16 protein-coding genes, 1 tRNA gene and 1 riboswitch are annotated in these 17,260 nt (G+C 53.0%); of the genes, 8 read left to right on the top strand and 9 right to left on the bottom strand.

The genetic code is table 11. From position 1 onward, the window contains the following. Window positions 1-22: 22 nt before the first annotated feature. A complete protein-coding gene (locus RIN69_RS14345; protein WP_313852606.1) occupies window positions 23-2,194 on the top strand; it encodes a TonB-dependent siderophore receptor in 2,172 nt (723 codons plus the stop codon). 55 nt (window positions 2,195-2,249) lie between these two features. Here the strand turns inward: RIN69_RS14345 and RIN69_RS14340 are convergent, their stop codons facing one another. After that, window positions 2,250-3,692 (bottom strand): AMP nucleosidase, encoded by a 1,443-nt coding sequence (locus RIN69_RS14340; RefSeq protein WP_313852605.1) that lies wholly within the window; start codon window positions 3,690-3,692, stop codon window positions 2,250-2,252. Window positions 3,693-3,842: 150 nt separating this feature from the next. Here RIN69_RS14340 and fecI point away from each other — a divergent pair, with 150 nt between their 5' ends. From fecI to fecA, 3 genes are all read left to right on the top strand, one after another. Continuing rightward, complete coding sequence (gene fecI / locus RIN69_RS14335; RefSeq protein ID WP_313852604.1) at window positions 3,843-4,361, top strand: ferric citrate uptake sigma factor FecI; 519 nt, start codon at window positions 3,843-3,845, stop codon at window positions 4,359-4,361. Window positions 4,362-4,366: 5 nt separating this feature from the next. Continuing rightward, complete coding sequence (gene fecR, locus RIN69_RS14330; RefSeq protein ID WP_313852603.1) at window positions 4,367-5,332, top strand: ferric citrate uptake sigma factor regulator FecR; 966 nt, start codon at window positions 4,367-4,369, stop codon at window positions 5,330-5,332. A gap of 109 nt (window positions 5,333-5,441) precedes the next feature. Next, on the top strand, window positions 5,442-7,805 hold the full coding sequence (gene fecA, locus RIN69_RS14325; protein ID WP_390902379.1) for a TonB-dependent Fe(3+) dicitrate receptor FecA: 2,364 nt from the start codon (window positions 5,442-5,444) through the stop codon (window positions 7,803-7,805). A gap of 42 nt (window positions 7,806-7,847) precedes the next feature. Here fecA and RIN69_RS14320 read toward each other — a convergent pair whose 3' ends face one another. After that, window positions 7,848-8,234: a winged helix-turn-helix transcriptional regulator gene (locus tag RIN69_RS14320; RefSeq protein ID WP_313852602.1), complete on the bottom strand. Its 387-nt coding sequence runs from the start codon at window positions 8,232-8,234 to the stop codon at window positions 7,848-7,850. A 128-nt stretch (window positions 8,235-8,362) separates the two neighbouring features. Here RIN69_RS14320 and RIN69_RS14315 point away from each other — a divergent pair, with 128 nt between their 5' ends. Beyond that, entirely contained in the window at window positions 8,363-9,412 is a 1,050-nt protein-coding gene (locus RIN69_RS14315; RefSeq protein WP_313852601.1) for an NAD(P)-dependent alcohol dehydrogenase, read from the top strand. A 35-nt stretch (window positions 9,413-9,447) separates the two neighbouring features. Here RIN69_RS14315 and RIN69_RS14310 read toward each other — a convergent pair whose 3' ends face one another. From RIN69_RS14310 to RIN69_RS14295, 4 genes are read right to left on the bottom strand one after another with little or no spacing between them, the layout of a single operon-like run. Continuing rightward, window positions 9,448-10,380: an ABC transporter substrate-binding protein gene (locus tag RIN69_RS14310; protein WP_390902378.1), complete on the bottom strand. Its 933-nt coding sequence runs from the start codon at window positions 10,378-10,380 to the stop codon at window positions 9,448-9,450. 11 nt (window positions 10,381-10,391) lie between these two features. Beyond that, window positions 10,392-11,135, bottom strand: a complete 744-nt coding sequence (locus RIN69_RS14305) for an ABC transporter permease (protein WP_313852599.1) — start codon at window positions 11,133-11,135, stop codon at window positions 10,392-10,394. Next, window positions 11,132-11,872, bottom strand: a complete 741-nt coding sequence (locus RIN69_RS14300; RefSeq protein ID WP_313852598.1) for an ABC transporter ATP-binding protein — start codon at window positions 11,870-11,872, stop codon at window positions 11,132-11,134. Before RIN69_RS14300 ends, RIN69_RS14305 begins: the two co-directional genes overlap by 4 nt. Continuing rightward, window positions 11,869-12,570, bottom strand: coding sequence for a TenA family protein (locus tag RIN69_RS14295; protein WP_313852597.1), 702 nt, complete (start codon window positions 12,568-12,570; stop codon window positions 11,869-11,871). The genes RIN69_RS14300 and RIN69_RS14295 overlap by 4 nt, the downstream gene beginning before the upstream one ends. A 51-nt stretch (window positions 12,571-12,621) precedes the next feature. Then, a riboswitch (TPP riboswitch) is annotated at window positions 12,622-12,724 on the bottom strand. A gap of 399 nt (window positions 12,725-13,123) precedes the next feature. On the opposite strand from RIN69_RS14295, the gene RIN69_RS14290 reads away from it, so the two are divergent. Next, the gene (locus RIN69_RS14290; protein ID WP_313852596.1) at window positions 13,124-13,753 is read left to right on the top strand and encodes a lipopolysaccharide core heptose(II) kinase RfaY; all 630 of its coding nucleotides are present in this window, start codon (window positions 13,124-13,126) and stop codon (window positions 13,751-13,753) included. Window positions 13,754-13,955: 202 nt separating this feature from the next. On the opposite strand, the gene RIN69_RS14285 is transcribed toward RIN69_RS14290, so the two are convergent. Continuing rightward, a tRNA-Asn gene (locus RIN69_RS14285) sits at window positions 13,956-14,031 on the bottom strand. Between the two features lie 100 nt (window positions 14,032-14,131). Further along, the gene (gene mtfA / locus RIN69_RS14280) at window positions 14,132-14,929 is read right to left on the bottom strand and encodes a DgsA anti-repressor MtfA (RefSeq protein ID WP_313852595.1); all 798 of its coding nucleotides are present in this window, start codon (window positions 14,927-14,929) and stop codon (window positions 14,132-14,134) included. Window positions 14,930-15,304: 375 nt separating this feature from the next. Between mtfA and RIN69_RS14275 the strand changes: the two genes are divergently transcribed. Both RIN69_RS14275 and RIN69_RS14270 read left to right on the top strand, forming a co-directional pair. Further along, window positions 15,305-16,009: a phosphohydrolase gene (locus RIN69_RS14275; RefSeq protein WP_313852594.1), complete on the top strand. Its 705-nt coding sequence runs from the start codon at window positions 15,305-15,307 to the stop codon at window positions 16,007-16,009. A gap of 73 nt (window positions 16,010-16,082) precedes the next feature. Then, window positions 16,083-16,346, top strand: a complete 264-nt coding sequence (locus RIN69_RS14270; RefSeq protein WP_313852593.1) for a hypothetical protein — start codon at window positions 16,083-16,085, stop codon at window positions 16,344-16,346. A gap of 81 nt (window positions 16,347-16,427) precedes the next feature. Here RIN69_RS14270 and RIN69_RS14265 read toward each other — a convergent pair whose 3' ends face one another. Continuing rightward, a complete protein-coding gene (locus tag RIN69_RS14265) occupies window positions 16,428-17,081 on the bottom strand; it encodes an epoxyqueuosine reductase QueH (RefSeq protein ID WP_313852592.1) in 654 nt (217 codons plus the stop codon). Window positions 17,082-17,260 lie beyond the last annotated feature (179 nt).

Raw genomic sequence — 17,260 nt, 5'->3', positions numbered from 1 at the left:
AGTGCTGACAGGGATCACCTTCATGTCCGACATCAATAAAAAACAGCCAGTCAAAGAACCGGCAATCAGAGTATTGCTGACGTCAACCTTGCTGGTTATGCCTCTGACGCAAGCGATGGCAGCCAGCGAAAACACCCTGACCGTTACGGCGGAGAGCGGGGAGAGTGTGACTGCACCGCTAACCGGTATCGTGGCGAAAGAGAGTGCTTCCGGCACCAAAGTGCCGACGGCACTGAGAAAAACGCCGCAGTCAATTTCAGTGATTACGCGACAGCAGATGGACGATCAGGCAGCACCGTCGGTAGCGGATGCACTGAGCTATACCAGCGGCGTGCTGACTAACTACCGTGGCAACTCTAATCGTAATGATGAAGTGATCAGCCGTGGCTTTCGCTATGCGCCGAAGTTTCTTGATGGACTGAGCTACGGATTATCCGGTCAGCAGGGCGCTGCCGGGCAGATCGACCCCTGGTTACTGGAGCGGGTAGAGATGGTGCACGGCCCGGCTTCGGTGCTGTATGGCCAGGTTAATCCCGGTGGGCTGATCAGCATGACCAGCAAGCGCCCGACAGCAGAAAGTATTCACAAAGTACAGTTCAGCAGTGGTAATCAGCATTTGGCTGAAGCGGCGTTTGATTTCGGTGGTGCGCTGAATGATGACTACACGCTGTTTTATCGGTTGAATGGTATCGCCAGTACTCGTCATGAGTTCGTTAAAGATAACAAACAGCAGCGGATGGCGATTGCTCCGGCGATGACCTGGTTACCGAATGAGGATACCAGCTTCACGCTGCTGACCAGTTATATCAATGAGCCAAAGGCCGGTTATCGCAATTTCCTGCCGTATGTCGGTACGGTGGTGCCGGGCAATGGCAGCTATATTCCTTATGACTTTAATGTCAGCGATCCGGGCTTCAATCAGGCAAAGCGTGAACAAACCTCAATAGGTTATATTTTCGAGCATAACATCAATGAGGCGCTGTCATTCCAGCAGAATTTCCGTTTTAGCAGCATGAGCGAATCTTACAGATATCTGGTGTTCACCAGCGGAATCAGCGGCGCACCGACGACCATAGGTCGTCGTCCACAGCATGATAAAATTGAGTCAAAAGAACTGGGTATCGATAACCAGTTAAAAGCGCTGTTTGATAGCGGCGCGGTGAAGCATACGCTACTGGCCGGTCTGGACTATAAGTGGAGTGATATCGACAGTAAGTTGTGGCGCGACAGCAGCGATAAATATAATCTTGACTGGGCCAGGCCCACACGTATCAGCATTGATGAAAGTCAGTTTAGCCTTGCCAGCAGCAGCCGTAAAAAACTCGATCAGCTCGGTGTTTATTTACAGGACCAGCTGGAGTGGAATCAGTGGAATCTGCTGCTGTCGGGCCGTAATGACTGGTCAGAAGTGCGTACCCAGGATCGTACCGATAATTCCAGCCAACAGCAAAATGACAGCAAGCTGACTGGACGTGCCGGACTGTTGTATGCGTTTGATAATGGTCTGTCGCCGTATATCAGCTACAGCACCTCGTTTGAACCTAACCTGACGGTTGGTGCGCCCGGCAGCGATCCGTTTGCGCCAACCACCGGCGAGCAGACGGAAGTCGGTGTGAAGTTCCAGCCTCAGGGCTACGACACGATGCTGACCGTCACCGCATTTGATCTCACGCAGAAAAATATCAGCCAGTACAACAGTGAAATCGGTTATTTCGAGCAAATTGGCAAGGTGAAATCGCAGGGTGTTGAAACCGAGCTGCACAGTCAGCTGACGCCTGAAATCGCGCTGATGGCAGCTTATACGTATACCGATGCGGTGACGAAATCGAGCAGTAATCGCCAGCAGGAAGGGCAGGCGATTGCTTCAATTCCACGTCATGCGGCGTCGGCCTGGGGCAGCTATAGTTTCCTGGATGGTGTGTTGAACGGGCTGACGCTGGGAACCGGCGTGCGCTACACCGGCACGACTCCGGGTGACTCCGAAGGTGGATTTAAGGTGGCGCATTACACGCTGTATGACGCGATGGCAAAGTATCAGTTAGGCGCGCTCTCGCCAGCGTTGAAGGGCACCACATTACAGCTGAATGTGAATAACCTCAGCGATAAACATTACGTCGCATCCTGTAGTAATACCTCGGCCTGCTTCTACGGCAGCGGTCGCAGTATTGTCGCATCGGCAAGCTACAGCTGGTAATGACGGCAGTTTGCGCCGGGTAAATTGTCGGGAGCCGCCTGCGACTCCCGACATCTTAACGGAACGGTGGTTCGTTAAAGGTTCGCAGTTTACGCGAATGCAGACGATCGCCTTCGGCACGCAGCAGATCGATCGCACAAATACCGATTTGCAGATGTTCCGAGATCGCGCCCTCGTAAAATCGGTTGGCCTGGCCGGGCAGTTTGATTTCACCGTGCAACGGTTTATCTGAAACGCACAGCAGCGTGCCATAAGGCACGCGAAAGCGATAACCCTGCGCTGCAATAGTGGCGCTTTCCATATCTACCGCTACCGCACGGCTGAGGTTAAAGCGCAGCGCCGACGCCGAATAGCGCAATTCCCAGTTGCGATCGTCGGTGGTGACCACCGTACCGGTACGCAACCACTGTTTTACCTCTTCGCCCGGCATGGCGCTGACCATTTTGGTCGCGTCAAACAACGCACGCTGGACTTCAGCAATACTGGGAATCGGAATATCTGGCGGCAGTACCGCATCCAGCACGTGATCGTCGCGCAGATAGGCGTGCGCCAGCACATAGTCGCCAATGGTCTGGCTTTCACGCAGGCCGCCACAGTGGCCGATCATCAGCCAGGCATGCGGTCGTAATACCGCCAGATGGTCGCAAATGGTCTTGGCATTCGACGGGCCAACGCCGATATTGACCAGCGTAATTCCCTGACCCTGTTCGGCAATCAGATGCCAGGCGGGCATCTGATGATTTTTCCATGCCAGATCGGAAATGCTCTGCTGCGGATCGCGGGTCTCTGCGGTGATGACAATATTTCCGGCGCAGGAGAGCGCCTGATACGGTGAGTCAGGATCGGTAATCTGTTCACAGGCCCAGCGCACAAACTCATCGACATAACGGGTATAATTAGTAAACAGCACCCAGGACTGAAAGTGCTCGACCGGCGTGCCGGTATAGTGTTTGAGGCGCGCAAGGGAGAAATCACTTCGCAGTGCATCAAAATGGGACAGGGGTAAAGTATCGGAAGGGTGGAAGGTGCCATCGGCATTTTCATCGCCAATCTGTGACAGTTCAGTGGTCGGGAAGTGTCGGGCGATGCCGGCGCTCATGCTGCGATCGAGCACCAGCCCTGAACCATCAATCACATAGGGAAACGGAATTTCCTGCTGCGATGGCTGCACTTCAAGAGTCACCGGATATTCGCCGCTCAGCATCTCCAGCTGTTCCTGCAGGTAAGCACGAAACAGCGCCGGGCGGGTGATGCTGGTGGTGTAACAGCCTGGGCGAGTAAAGCGACCAAAGGCGCGTGATAAGCGATGATCGGCGGAGCTGCCTTCCCAGCTGACGCGAATTTGTGGGTAAACAAACAGGCCAGCGGCGCGTTGCGCGGCATCTGGCAGCGTACCGTCGGCAATGTAAGTGGTAATGGCATCACGCAGCGCAGTGACCGCGGCATCGTACATCGCTTCCAGTTTATCCAGTGCTTCTGTAACCGTCAGACCGTTCATAACCTCTCCTTGTGCGCTTTTTCCGTGAGTATATCACTGTGTTTTAGGCTCAGCATTTGGCGCGTCAGCAAACTGAACGCTATATTGTAATGATAACCATTATCAACTATCATCCGCCTGTCCTTCTCTGGTCAGGTGATCCAACTTGCTATGTCCACACTTGCTGCCGCCTCGTCGTCCCGTGCTTTTGAGAGCTTATACAGCTCGCATCATCGCTGGCTGAAAAACTGGCTTGAGTTCAAATTGGGTTCAGGTTTTGATGCCGATGATTTGGCGCAGGATACCTTTATGCGCATTCTTGCTGGTGACAGCGTACAGCAAATCCGCGAGCCGAAACCCTTTCTCTGTACCGTTGCCCGCAGGGTGATGGTGGATTTCTTTCGCCGCAATGCGCTGGAGCGAGCCTGGATTGATATGCTGGCGCAGCTGCCGGAAGAGCATGTACCGTCACCGGAACAGCGCCAGTGCCTGCTGGAAACTCTGCAACAAATCGATGCGATGCTCGACGGGCTGGGAACCAAGGTGCGTCAGGCATTTTTGCTGTCGCAACTGGAAGGGCTGACCTATCCGGTGATTGCCGTGCGGTTGCAGGTTTCCGTCAGCTCGGTGAAGAAATACATGGCGAAGGCGACCGAACACTGCCTGCTGTTCAGCCTGGAGCATCCCTGAAAGCCATGACGTCTTCAATTAGCGAGCATCAACGGCTGGCGCTGAAAATGGCGGCGCAATGGTTTGCCACGCTGTGCGCCGGAGAGGTTTCAGCGCAGCAAAGCCAGAAATGGCAGCACTGGTATCAGCAGCATGAAGATCATCGCTGGGCATGGCAGCGGGTAGAGGCATTGCAGGGAAAACTGCACGCTATGCCAGCCAGCTTAAGCTACCAGACGCTGAATCATGCGCGCCAGCAGTCAGAGATTAGCCGTCGCCGGGTATTGAAAAGTCTGTTGCTGCTGCTCGGCGTCGGCGGCAGCTGGCAATTGTGGCAGTCGCCAGCCGGACAGGGGCTACGCGCCGATACTCGTACCGCCACCGGTGAGATTAAAACGCTGCGCCTGAGTGAGGGTTCGCAGCTGATGCTGAATACCGCCAGTGCAGCGAATATTCGTTTCGACGCGCAGCAACGACTTATTCACCTGCTTCAGGGGGAGGTCAGCATTACTACCGCCGCTGATACGCAGACGCATCCGCGTCCATTCCTGGTAGAAACCGCGCAGGGCATGCTGCGCGCGCTGGGCACCGAATTTGTGGTGCGCGAAAATGGCGACAGCACTCAGCTGTCGGTGATTCGGCATGCGGTAGAAGTGCGGCTGCAGGCTCGTCCTGAATCGACGATGATCGTCAGGGCCGGACAAACGCTAAGCTTTAGCCAGCACGATTTTAGCCGGATTGAACCGGCAGTCAGCAGCAACTGGACCCGCGGACTGTTAAGCGTCAGCGACTGGCGGCTGGCCGAGGTGCTGACTGAGGTTGCCCGTTACCGTCATGGTCATCTGAGCTGTGACGATTCGGTCGCCGACCTGCGTGTCAGCGGCACTTTTCTGCTGAATGACACCGACCGGTTGTTAACCATTCTGGCTCAGACGCTGCCGATTAAAATTCAGTCGATGACGCGTTACTGGATCAAAGTGGTCGCGGCCTGAAACGTTTTTTCCTGAAACATTAAAAAAAACCTCTGACCGGTTGTCCCTTTTTAATTCTCATCCGACTCCTGAGTAATACAGCAAAAAAATAACTCAATTTGGAGATGGTATGTCCAGTTCACGCGCACGGATGATCCGCGCTTTTTGTAATACAACACCTCTGACAATCGCTATTCACTGTGCGCTGGTTCCGGCAGTGTTGCTGACGCCTGCGCTGGTCGTCGCGGCACCGCAGCAGGCTGCTTATCATATTAGCGCCGGAAACCTTGACCAGGCGTTAAATCAGTTTGCCACCCAGAGCGGTATTAACTTCTCGGTAGACGCTTCGCTGACGCGCGGCAAGCAGAGCGGCGGTCTGCAGGGTAATTACAGCCTTAATGAGGGTCTGGATACCCTGCTGGCAGGCAGTGGCTTGCAGGCGAAATCACTGGGTAATAATAGTTTTACCCTGGCCCCGTTAGCAACGGAATCATCCGCGGCTGAGACTTTAACGGTGGTCGGCGACTGGCTGGCAGATGCACGTGAAGACGATGTGTTCGAGCATGCTGGCGCACGTGATGTGGTACGTCGCGCAGATTTTGCTAAAACTGGCGCGACCACTGCGCGTGAAGCGCTGAATCGTATCCCCGGCGTCAATGCACCGGAAAATAACGGTACCGGCAGCCATGATATGGCGATGAACTTCGGTATTCGTGGCCTTAACCCGCGCCTCGCCAGCCGCTCTACCGTGCTGATGGATGGTATTCCGGTGCCGTTTGCTCCGTACGGCCAGCCGCAACTTTCGCTGGCACCGGTTTCACTTGGCAATATGGAGGCGGTGGATGTGGTACGCGGCGGCGGTGCGGTGCGTTATGGCCCACAGAGCGTCGGTGGGGTAGTGAACTTCGTTACCCGCGCCATTCCGGAAGAATTTGGTATTGAAGCCGGAATGACAGGATTAATGTCCCCGTCCTCCAGCCAGAACCACCCCAAAGGCAGCGGCAATCTGATGGTCGGCGGCACGGCGGATAATGGCTTCGGCGCGGCCTTACTCTATTCCGGCAAGCGCGGTAGCGACTGGCGTGAACACAGCTCGACCAAAATTGACGATGTGATGCTGAAAACCCGCTATGCGCCAAATGAGGTTCACAGCTTCAATAGCCTGTTGCAATACTACGAAGGCCGGGCGCAAATGCCGGGCGGTTTGTCGCGCGCCAGTTATAATGCTGACCGTTTTCAGTCGACGCGTCCTTACGATGAGTTCTGGGGACGCCGTCAGTTGGCCAGCCTCGGCTATCAGTTCCAGCCAGACCAGCAGCATAAATTCAATATTCAGAGTTTTTATACTTACACGCTGCGCAGTGGCTATCTCGATCAGGGTAAAAATCTCACGCTGTCTCCGCGTGAGTATTGGGTGCGCGGCATTGAACCTCGCTACAGCCAGAGTTTTAACTGGGGAGCGTCTGCACATGAAGTTGGCGTCGGCTATCGTTACGTCAGTGAATCCACCCATGAGTTGCGCTACACCAGCTTAGCCAGCAGCGGACAGCTGCCGTCCAGCAGCAGTCCGTACGATCGTGATACCCAGTCCGGCACGCAGGCGCACGCCTGGTACGTTGATGACCGTATTGATATCGGCAACTGGACGGTGACGCCGGGCATACGCTACGAGCATATCCAGTCGTATCAGAACAATTACATCAAAAATACCAAACAGGAGATCAGCTACAACGCACCGCTGCCAGCGTTGAATGTGGTTTATCATCTGAATGATGCCTGGAATCTCTATGCCAATACCGAAGGTTCATTTGGTACGGTGCAATACAGCCAGATTGGTAAAGCGGTAAACAGCGGTAATATCGAGCCGGAAAAAGCGCGCACCTGGGAACTGGGTACCCGATTTGATAATGGTGGTGTGCAGGCGGAAGTTGGCCTGTTTCTGATTAACTTTGATAATCAGTATGATTCGAATCAGGTGACCGACAGCGTAACCGCTCGCGGCAAAACCCGGCACTCCGGACTGGAGAGTCAACTGCGTTATGATCTGTCACAGCTCTCTCCGGCGCTGGATAATTTCTCAGCCTATGCCAGTTACGCTTACGTCAACGCAGTCATTCGCGAAAGCGGTGAAACGAGAGGTAAACAGGTGCCGTTCTCACCGAGGCATAAAGGCATTCTCGGGCTGGATTACACGCCGGGTAGCTGGACCTTTAACCTCAACAGTGAATACCAGTCAGGCCAGTTTGCCGACAACCTAAATACCGTCGAAGAGAGTGCCGACGGCAGTACCGGTCGCATTCCGGGCTTTATGCTGTGGGGCGCCCGTGCTGGCTACAACTTTGGCCCGCAAATGGCCAATCTTAATCTGGCAGTTGGCGTGAAAAACCTCTTCGATCATCAGTACTTTACCCGCGCGTATGACGATAACAATAAGGGCATTTATGCCGGTCAGCCGCGCACCTTCTATATGCAGGGCGAGCTGAAATTCAGATAACGCTTCAGGCGCCGGGCAGCGTCAAAACGATGCCCGTCGCCGCTACAATCCCTGATTTTGCTGACAAGCCGCTTCCATCGCATCCAGTGCCGCCTTATTTTCCAGTCCCCATTGGTACATCAGTTCGATCGGTTCGGCGAACACTCTGCCCAGTTCAGTTAACTGATACTCTACTTTGGGCGGCACGACACTGAACACATGGCGCTGTACCAGCCCACGCCGCTCGACTTCCCGTAACGACTGCACCAGCATTTTCTTCGAGATACCATCAAGACTGCGTTGCAGTTCGCCAGTGCGACACTTTCCACCCGGCCAGTGATAAAGCGCATGGATCACCATGGTGGTCCACTTCACCGAGAATAACTCCATCAAACGACGCGGTTCGGAATCAGCGTAAAACTTCATTTTGCCATCAACAATTACTGGCATATGGTCACCTTTTGGTATCTATGTCCCAAAAGAGTAACTACTACCAATATTAACCCCGCTTGTCTATAGTGGCCGCCCTCAGGCATGGCCTGTGAAACAGCTGCAACCTACACAATCTGGATGGTCCTATGAAAATTAAAGGCATTGTTGCCAGCGCGGCGCATTTACCGCTGGCGCCGGCTGTCGTTGACGCGCGTGAAGTTCAACCTGATGACGTTCGCATCGACATTCTTTACTGTGGCGTCTGCCATTCAGATCTGCATCTGGCGCGCAATGAGTGGGGCGTGAGCCAGTATCCGATGCTGCCGGGCCATGAGATTGTTGGTCGGGTGCGGGAAACCGGTGATCGCGTCAGCCGCTTTAAGGCGGGCGATCTGGTCGGCGTTGGCGTGATGGTAGACTCCTGTGGCCACTGCGCGGCCTGCGCTGGCGCGGAAGAGCAGTATTGCGAAGCAGGTTTTACTCCAACCTATAATGGCAAAGATCGCTATACCGGCACCACCACCTGGGGGGGTTACGCGGAAGGTATCGTGGTCGACAGCAAGTTCGTGGTTTCAGTACCGGAAAATCTTGAGCTGAGCGGCGTGGCTCCGCTGCTGTGTGCTGGTGTCACCGTCTGGTCACCGCTGCGTCACTGGCAGGTCAAAGCGGGTGATAAAGTTGGCGTGGTTGGGCTCGGTGGTCTGGGGCATATGGCGGTAAAACTGGCCAGCGCGTTAGGGGCTGAGGTTACGCTATTTACCACTTCTCCACGGAAAGGTGAGGACGCGTTGCGTCTGGGCGCGAAATCCGTGGTGGTATCGACCGATGCGCAGCAGATGGCCGATGCGGCAAACAAGCTGGATCTGATTCTCGATTGCGTGGCGGCACCACACGATCTGGATGCTTACCTGAGTACGCTTAAAACTAACGGTCACCTGGTGCTGGTGGGAATTCCGGACGGCCGCCATCCGGCACCGGACGTTACGCCAATGGTGTTCCGTCGTCTGAGTATCAGCGGAACCTCAATCGGCAGTATCCGCGAAACGCAGGAAGTGCTGGATTTCTGCGGTCAGCACAATATCACTGCGGATATTGAACTGATTAACGGCAATCAGATTGAAGATGCCTTCGCCCGCATGCTGAAAGGCGACGTAAAGTACCGTTTTGTCATCGATATCAATAAAACCGACTGGTAAGTTGGCGGAGCCGGGGATTTTTCCCCGGCTTAATCTCACTTCAGTTCAATCGCATATTCGCTAACCGGGGTGATTTTTTTGATCAGTTTATTATCAAACAAAAACTGCTCATAGGCCTGGTAGCGCGCGCTGTCGAGCGTTGCCGGATCGCTGGCAAACAGCGGCAAAGTTTTTTGCCATGCCAGCCGGTTCAGTTCGGTATTCAGTTCTGCGTGGCTGGCGGCGAAATGGTTCCAGCTCTCCTCGGGATGCGCTTGCAGGTATTCATTACCTTGCTTCAGTGCCGCGAGGAATTTTTTGATTTTTGGCTGATTAACAGCGTTTTTATTGGCAACAATAATCAGCTCGTCGTAAGCCGGAACGCCATAATCCTCGACATTAAACACCACCGGTTCTTTTCCATGTAGCGCCAGTTCCAGCGCTTCAATATTGCGATAACCGCCAATAATCGCATCAACCTGGCCTGCCATTAACGCGCTGGTCAGCTGGAAATTAACATTGATCAATTTAATCTCATCCGCCTTGAGTTTTTCATGGCGCAGCATGGTGGCAACGGTGGCTTCTTCGATACCGCTGACGGAGAAACCCACTTTCTTCCCTTTCAAATCTCCCGGCGTACTGATGCTTTTATCCAGCGTAATCAAGGTATTCAGCGGCGTGTTGATTAAGGTGCCGACGCGCACTAACGGTAAACCCTGATCGGCGAAAAAATGCAGCTGTGGCTGGTAAGTAATGGCGAGATCGGCTTGTCCGGCCGCGACCAGCCGCGGCGGCAGCGCCGGGTCGGAAGGCGGCACAATTCTGACTTCCAGCCCGTGTTGTTTGAAGGCACCCATTTGCTCAGCGACGATAATCGGCGCGTGATCGGGATTGATATACCAGTCGAGTACCAGCGTAATTTTCTCAGCAGCAGTGGCTTGAGTTGCCATCACGGCGCTGAGCATCAGCGCAAATAAGCTTTTTTTCATCACGGGGCCTTTTATTTTGATTGTGAAAGATTTTCTGGCGCCCAGCGAATCAGGCGACGAATCAGGATATCCACCGTTTTCCACAGCGAGACGGTCATTACCACCAGGATAAACAGTGCAGCAAAACAGAGATCGGTTTGCATGCGCGCATTGGCATTCAGCATCAGATAGCCCAGACCTTCCGCCGATCCGACCCATTCACCAATAATTGCGCCGATCGGCGCGACGGCCGCCGCCATGCGTAGCCCGGAGCCAAAAGCCGGTAGTGCAGCCATCAGCCGCACATGGCGCAGCTGCGCCCAGCGTGACGCGCCCATGGTGCGAGCGAGGTCGAGATAATCGTTATTCACCTGACGCAGGCCGTCGAAAAAGGTTGAAACCACCGGAAAGAAGATCACCAGTACCGCCATCGCCACTTTGGCGCTGATGCCAAAGCCGAACCACAGCACCAGTAGCGGGGCCAGCGCAAACACCGGTATTGCCTGGCTGGTCACCACCACCGGCATCAGCCAGCGTTGCAGCCACGAAGAAAAAGTCATCGCCAGTGCCAGCATTGCGCCAAGCAGAACGCCCAGCAGCAGGCCGCTTAGCATTTCTGCCGCGGTAATCAGCGTGTGGTGCAGTAAAAAAGCGTGGCCGTTCCACAGCGCCAGCGCAACCGCCAGCGGTGATGGCAGCAGAAAGGCGGGGATATCAGTAAAAGTGATCAGCCACCACAGCAGAATAAAACCGGCGAAAACCGTCAGCCCCTTCATGCTTCTCTGACCAGTTGCTGTAATAATTTTCCCTGGCTGTGCAAAAGGTGAGGATCGTCGGGCGCGCGCGGCGGCGTTCCGGCAACCATCAGCGTAGTGTCAATCTGCGCCGGCTGGCCGGAAAGCGTCATCAGACGGTGGCTGAGACGACAGGCCTCCATCGGATCGTGAGTAATCAGCAGCACGGTATGATCGGCCAGCAGTTCAGCCGCCAGTGCCTGGATTTTGGCGCGGGTAAGGGTATCGAGAGCAGAAAAGGGTTCATCCATCAGCACAATCGGCTGACGTTGATACAGCGTACGGGCGATGGCAACCCGCTGACGCATGCCGCCCGACAGTGCGGCTGGCAACAGAGCCTGCTTTCCGGCCAGTCCGACACGTTCCAGCAGAAAGTCGACCCAGGCCGAGTCGACTTTTTCACCGCGCAGGCGCGCGGCCAGCGCAATATTTTCACTTACCGTCAGCCATGGATAGAGCAGATCCTGCTGACCCATCCATGCAATACGGCCGGTCAGCGGTTGCCCGTCGCTGCCGCATACCGTACCGGAGCTTTGTTGTGCCAGCCCGGCAATAATCCTCAACAGGCTGGTTTTACCCACGCCGCTGGGGCCGAGCAAGGCAACAAAACTGCCGCTGTCGATATCAAAACTGAGCGAATTGAAAATCAGCTGCTGGCCAAAATGTAGCGACAGGTTGCGCACCTGAATACCGGGTGGCGCGGGAACGGATGTTTTCATCGCGTATTAACCCGATCTGCCGTTGCATTTAGCCCCATTTGCCAGAATGCTGCTTCAAGCTGGGTCGCGGTGGTAAAGATAGTCGATAAACTACTGAAGCGGCTTGCCGCACCACGCTGTTGACCAGTGCGCTCCAGCAGATCAAGCGCGCGCTGTACTCCCGCCAGATAGTCGCTATCACCATAGTTTTGCATCCAGCGGGCATAAGGATTTCCCTCCATTACCGTCTTCGGATCGTCCAACAGACGCAGACCAATTTCGGCATAACCCGCAACGCAGGGCATCAGCGCCACCAGCAGCTCAAGCGCATCGCCAGACTGGCCGATATCCAGCACATAGCGGGTGTAATTGATGGTTTCCATCGCTTCGGGTTGTGCGGCCATTTCTGCTTCGCGAAGGCCCCATTCAGCGCAATAGCCGACGTGTAGCGGCAACTCCGACACGATGGCATTCAGAGATGCGCTGGCGGCGCGAATATCGGGCAGGGTGCGCATTTTGTATACCAGCAGGGCGTAAGCGCGGGCGAAGTGGATCAGAAACAGATAATCCTGCGTCAGATAGCGACGAAAAGCGCTCTGGTCCAGCGTACCGACGGCCAGTTGCTGGATAAAGGGATGTGCAACATAGTTCTGCCAGTGGCTGCCTGCCTGCTGGCGCAGTCGTCCGTAGAGACCGGTATCGAACATGGTGGTTAACATGGGACCTCCAAAAGTGTGTGGAGATCCGGGCGCGATGAGCTGAATGGCAAGTGCAGACTACCAACCCGTCCCTTCGCTGGCATGACCCAGATCAGGTTCAAAGGGTTCGGCTTACGCCATCTCAGCCCATTACAGGACACCCCTCGGAGTCGCTTGTTATACGATATTTATTTTTTGATTACAATCGCCGGGTGTTCGGGTGTTCGGGTGTTCTGTTCGCCAGATCTGCTTTTGCTTACCGCATAACGTATTGTGTCAGGCAGAGCTTAAGAAACCGTCAATGACTCTGCGATTAAGAAAGCGGAAATACCTGATTCATTAATACCGAATAATTAAGCATCAAATGTTCAACAATAATGACCTCATCAGCTACTCTTTATTTAAATTCAGCCCAACTCAAAACACAGCAACGTGATGTGAAAAACCACATCTGCGCAGATATTTGTATGAATATTCGGCGGGAGAAGAGGGTTTAGCATGATATACAGGTAAAGCAATGCCCATATCTAAACGAAAAGTAAACGGATACTCGATTTATATAAATGAATCGAACATGGATATCAGTGCGTTGATGCACAAGTACTTTAATAATGAAATTCAGGGGGCAAGACTCAATAGCGGTCATGAGCTTCGTACTGTGGAACTGATTGAGTTTAACTCGAAAAAATTCATCTTAAAAAATGACAAAGAAATAGATTTGCGCCTGGAGAAAAGGATTCAGAGTATTATATTTGGTTCATTCTATTCAAGATTAATGAAGAAGCTGTACAGCCTGAGGAAAGACCAGCGTGCCTGCACTCCACAACTCTATTACGTGGCCGAGAAAGTGAAGTTCAGACAATGCGTAGACGTCTATGCTCTGTATGAATACATTGAGGGCACTCCGCTGAAAGCTATTGACCGAGAAAATTCTTACCGTGTGAAGCAATGCATTACTGACCTGCATCAGGTTGGTCTGGCATCCAATGACATTCATCCGGAGAATTTTATTCAAACCAGAAATGATGAAATAAAAGTTATCGATTTATCCTTCAAAGGAAGTCTGAAGATTTGCCAGGCAAACGACATTTACACTCTCAGAAATAAGTATGGTATAAACTTTTCTGGTAAAGGCGTTGTTTTTCATTTGATCTCGACAAAAGAAAAATTAAAAAAATTATCCCGTCGCTTAAGAGGGAAGTGATTTTATCCCGGCTTAAGCTATTAATGCGAAGTTGTAAGGCAGTGGGTATTCCTGCGTTGGTGATTGGATAGCGAAATCATCAACGTCAGTTCATTCTGAGTTACGTCATCGATTACCTGTGACACGCTTGCAACCCATTACTATTGTGAAAGCCAGCAAGCAAAAAGCCCGCTCAGGTTTCCCTGAGCGGGCTTCTCAAATATGGCTCCCCTGACTGGACTTGAACCAGTGACATACGGATTAACAGTCCGCCGTTCTACCGACTGAACTACAGAGGAATTGTTGGAACGGGGCGAATATTAGCGACTGGCCGACAGTGTGTCAACAGCAAAAAACAGTCTAGCTTTCAACTGGCTACGTTTACAGCAAAGCGGCCGCTTAGTGAGCAGTTTCGCTGTTGTCATCTTGCTGCTGCCAGTTATCGATGCGGCTAAGCGGGTCCTGCAGATAAAACTGACTGAAACGCTGATAAAGTGCAGGAAAACGATGGTGTAATAATTCAGGTGCACTGAAGAAGTACTCCGAAAGCACCGCAAAGCATTCCGCCGGGTCACTGGCCGCGTAGGCATCAATAGTCGTTGCATTTTCACCGACCAGATCGATTTCATCCTGTATTGCGTTCATCGCCGCATGCAGATCTTTCTCCCAGGCCGCAACGCTGCGTAAGGAAATTGCCGGTACGCCGTTGGCATGGCCGCTGCCGCGGGAGTCCAGTTTATGCGCCACTTCATGCACAATCAGGTTAAAGCCGGAAACATCGAAAGAGTCCTGAATATCCAGCCAGTTAAGCACAACCGGGCCCTGTTGCCAGCTCTGACCCGATTGCACCGTGCGTTCGCTGTGAACCAGGCCGAAATCATCCTGCCACTCGTCGTCGACCACAAAGGGCGAAGGATAGATCATCACTTCGTGAAAGCCATCCAGCCATTCCAGACCGAGATTCAATACCGGCAGGCAGAACAGTAAAGCGATGCGCGCGCTGCGTAGATCGTTAAGCGCAAAATCTTGCAGTGGCACCAGGCGTTTTTGCTGCAGAAAGCGTTGAGCCATCGTCGTCAGCGCCTGCTGCTCGGCCGGGTTTAGCGACGAAAAAAGCGGGACAGACAGCGCTTCCTGCCAGGGTAGCGATGAAAGTTGTTGTTGCTCTGCGTTTCCTTTCCACGGCCATTTAATCATTGCGCATCTCACTGTGGTTGCCCGCCTGCATCGCCGGCTCTTACAATACCCTCTGACATTCAATCACTTACTGCAAGAAATGTCTGTGATTCACGCCGCAATGTCAGTCACAGGGATATCTTATCGCTCTGGATGATTATGCCGGGGTGTCATCAGCATAATCAACTGCTATAACTTGATAATAATCTCGTTTTATCTAAAGGGTTTACATAAGTTGCAACAAGAGTGAGTTACATGTCATAAAAGTGTTATCAGTCGTGGTTTATAAACCTGCTGACAGCATTCAAAAAGCGCGTATTGCCAGCAGCCTGTGGGATGCAGCTTAGTGTTAAATGTTGAGAGTGCCGCAAACAAGCCATCTATAGGGAGAAGTCTATGTCGCTTGAAACTTGGCAGTCACGATTTGAAAACTGGTTCAATCAGAACTGGGCGCAGGATGATAAAGCCCACGACGTGGCACATCTGCGTCGGGTATGGACAACCGCACAACAGATTATGCAGGGCACCGGAGCCAATCCGCTGGTGGTGTTAACCGCCAGCTATTTCCATGACGTGGTTAACCTGCCGAAAAATCACCCTGAACGGCATCTGGCATCCAGTAAAGCGGCAGTGGAAACACGTCGAATTCTGTTGGAGGCATTTGCTGATTTCCCCACGGCGCTACATGACGAAATCGCCCATGCGGTGCAGGCACACAGCTTTAGTGCCGGTATCGCGCCGAACAGCCTGGAAGCCAAAATTGTTCAGGATGCTGACCGTCTTGAGTCGCTTGGCGCAATCGGTCTGGCGCGGGTGTTTTACACCTCAGGCGCGCTGGGGCGTCCGCTATTTGACAGTCAGGATCCGTTAGGCAAAGACCGTGAGCTGGATGACAGCCACTGGACGCTGGACCACTTTCAGAAAAAGCTGTTTACGCTGCCGGAGACGATGCAAACCGTGGAAGGCAAAAGACTGGCTAAGCATAATGTCGCATTTTTGGTGACCTTTGTGGCCAAATTATGCGCTGAAATCCAGGGCGATCTCTCAGGGATGGATGAGTCAGTACTGCGTGATTTCACCCCCCGCGAAAGCGAATATTAAATTTTTGTGAACATCTATCCAAAATATTTAACATGGGCTAACGTGGGTGAGACTATAACCAGGAGAATCAGGTATGACCGGCACCGTGAATTTGACGATTAAGATCGATCCCGCGTTAAAAGAGACCTTGAAAAGCCTTGCTCTGGAAAATCAAACCACATTAAGCGAGGAGGTTAGTCAGCGTTTGCAGTCCAGCCTGTCTGGCTCTCAACCACCCGCCATTGACAGCCAGCACATCGAAGAGCATGGCGAAGATGATGAAACGTCAGTGCAGTTAACCAGCAGCGAATTAAAGCAAATTCGTGCGTTGTTGAAAAAACAGAAAAAGAAAAAATAAGTTCCCGTCTTACACGGGAGCCGTTCCCGGCTCCCGTACTGGTGTCATGCAGGATACAATCCCCTTAACCAGCATTGTCAGTTACTCATCGTCACCATAGTAGAGCACGCCGAGCTTGATTAGCGGTCGACCCTGCGATTTACGATGCAGGTTGCTGTCACGTAAAGAATAGACGCAGCCGCAATACTCCTGCTGATAAAAGCGTTCGCGCTTGCTGATCTCAATCATACGTGAGGATCCACCCTGCTTGCGCCAGTTGTAATCCCAGTAAACCATATCGGGATACGCAGCCGCTGCGCGATCTCCGCAGTCATTAATCTGTTGCATGTTTTTCCAGCGCGAAATGCCCAGCGAACTGGAGATCACTGAAAAGCCATTTTCCCAGGCATACAGCGCCGTACGCTCAAAGCGCATATCAAAGCACATAGTGCAGCGTACCCCGCGTTCCGGCTCCCACTCCATACCTTTGGCGCGTTCAAACCAGTTATCGGTGTCGTAATCCGCATCAACAAAGGGTACGCCGTGCTGCTCAGCAAAACGGATGTTTTCCTCTTTGCGCAGCAGATATTCTTTCTGCGGATGAATATTCGGGTTGTAGAAAAATATCGTGTAATCAATCCCGGAAGCCTGGATCGCCTCCATCACTTCACCCGAGCAGGGGGCGCAGCAGGAGTGCAGCAGCAGTTTATCCGCACCATTGGGTAAGGTTAGCGGGGTGCGTTGCAGTTCGCTCATCTTGATCGGCTCCATTATAAAAAACAGAGCAAGTTTAGGAGCCTGGCAAGCGGATGTCACCCCTGCGGCGGGGATTAATCGGGCCAGTTAAGCTGCTGAAAAAGTGAGATAAGCGCCATTTCTGTCTTACGCTGGGTCAACGAAGTGATAGACTGACACCAGACTATCCCAAATTAAGC

Origin of the sequence: Winslowiella toletana, from assembly GCF_032164335.1 — a bacterium.
GTDB classification, from domain to species: Bacteria; Pseudomonadota; Gammaproteobacteria; order Enterobacterales; family Enterobacteriaceae; genus Erwinia; species Erwinia toletana_A.
This window is presented reverse-complemented; position numbering and strand designations above follow the sequence as displayed.

Coding starts and splice junctions, on each gene's coding strand:
- RIN69_RS14345 (WP_313852606.1), top strand. CDS start 23: ATGTCCGACATCAATAAAAAACAGCCAGTCAAAGAACCGGCAATCAGA.
- RIN69_RS14340 (WP_313852605.1), bottom strand. CDS start 3,692: ATGAACGGTCTGACGGTTACAGAAGCACTGGATAAACTGGAAGCGATG.
- fecI (WP_313852604.1), top strand. CDS start 3,843: ATGTCCACACTTGCTGCCGCCTCGTCGTCCCGTGCTTTTGAGAGCTTA.
- fecR (WP_313852603.1), top strand. CDS start 4,367: ATGACGTCTTCAATTAGCGAGCATCAACGGCTGGCGCTGAAAATGGCG.
- fecA (WP_390902379.1), top strand. CDS start 5,442: ATGTCCAGTTCACGCGCACGGATGATCCGCGCTTTTTGTAATACAACA.
- RIN69_RS14320 (WP_313852602.1), bottom strand. CDS start 8,234: ATGCCAGTAATTGTTGATGGCAAAATGAAGTTTTACGCTGATTCCGAA.
- RIN69_RS14315 (WP_313852601.1), top strand. CDS start 8,363: ATGAAAATTAAAGGCATTGTTGCCAGCGCGGCGCATTTACCGCTGGCG.
- RIN69_RS14310 (WP_390902378.1), bottom strand. CDS start 10,380: ATGAAAAAAAGCTTATTTGCGCTGATGCTCAGCGCCGTGATGGCAACT.
- RIN69_RS14305 (WP_313852599.1), bottom strand. CDS start 11,135: ATGAAGGGGCTGACGGTTTTCGCCGGTTTTATTCTGCTGTGGTGGCTG.
- RIN69_RS14300 (WP_313852598.1), bottom strand. CDS start 11,872: ATGAAAACATCCGTTCCCGCGCCACCCGGTATTCAGGTGCGCAACCTG.
- RIN69_RS14295 (WP_313852597.1), bottom strand. CDS start 12,570: ATGTTAACCACCATGTTCGATACCGGTCTCTACGGACGACTGCGCCAG.
- RIN69_RS14290 (WP_313852596.1), top strand. CDS start 13,124: ATGGATATCAGTGCGTTGATGCACAAGTACTTTAATAATGAAATTCAG.
- mtfA (WP_313852595.1), bottom strand. CDS start 14,929: ATGATTAAATGGCCGTGGAAAGGAAACGCAGAGCAACAACAACTTTCA.
- RIN69_RS14275 (WP_313852594.1), top strand. CDS start 15,305: ATGTCGCTTGAAACTTGGCAGTCACGATTTGAAAACTGGTTCAATCAG.
- RIN69_RS14270 (WP_313852593.1), top strand. CDS start 16,083: ATGACCGGCACCGTGAATTTGACGATTAAGATCGATCCCGCGTTAAAA.
- RIN69_RS14265 (WP_313852592.1), bottom strand. CDS start 17,081: ATGAGCGAACTGCAACGCACCCCGCTAACCTTACCCAATGGTGCGGAT.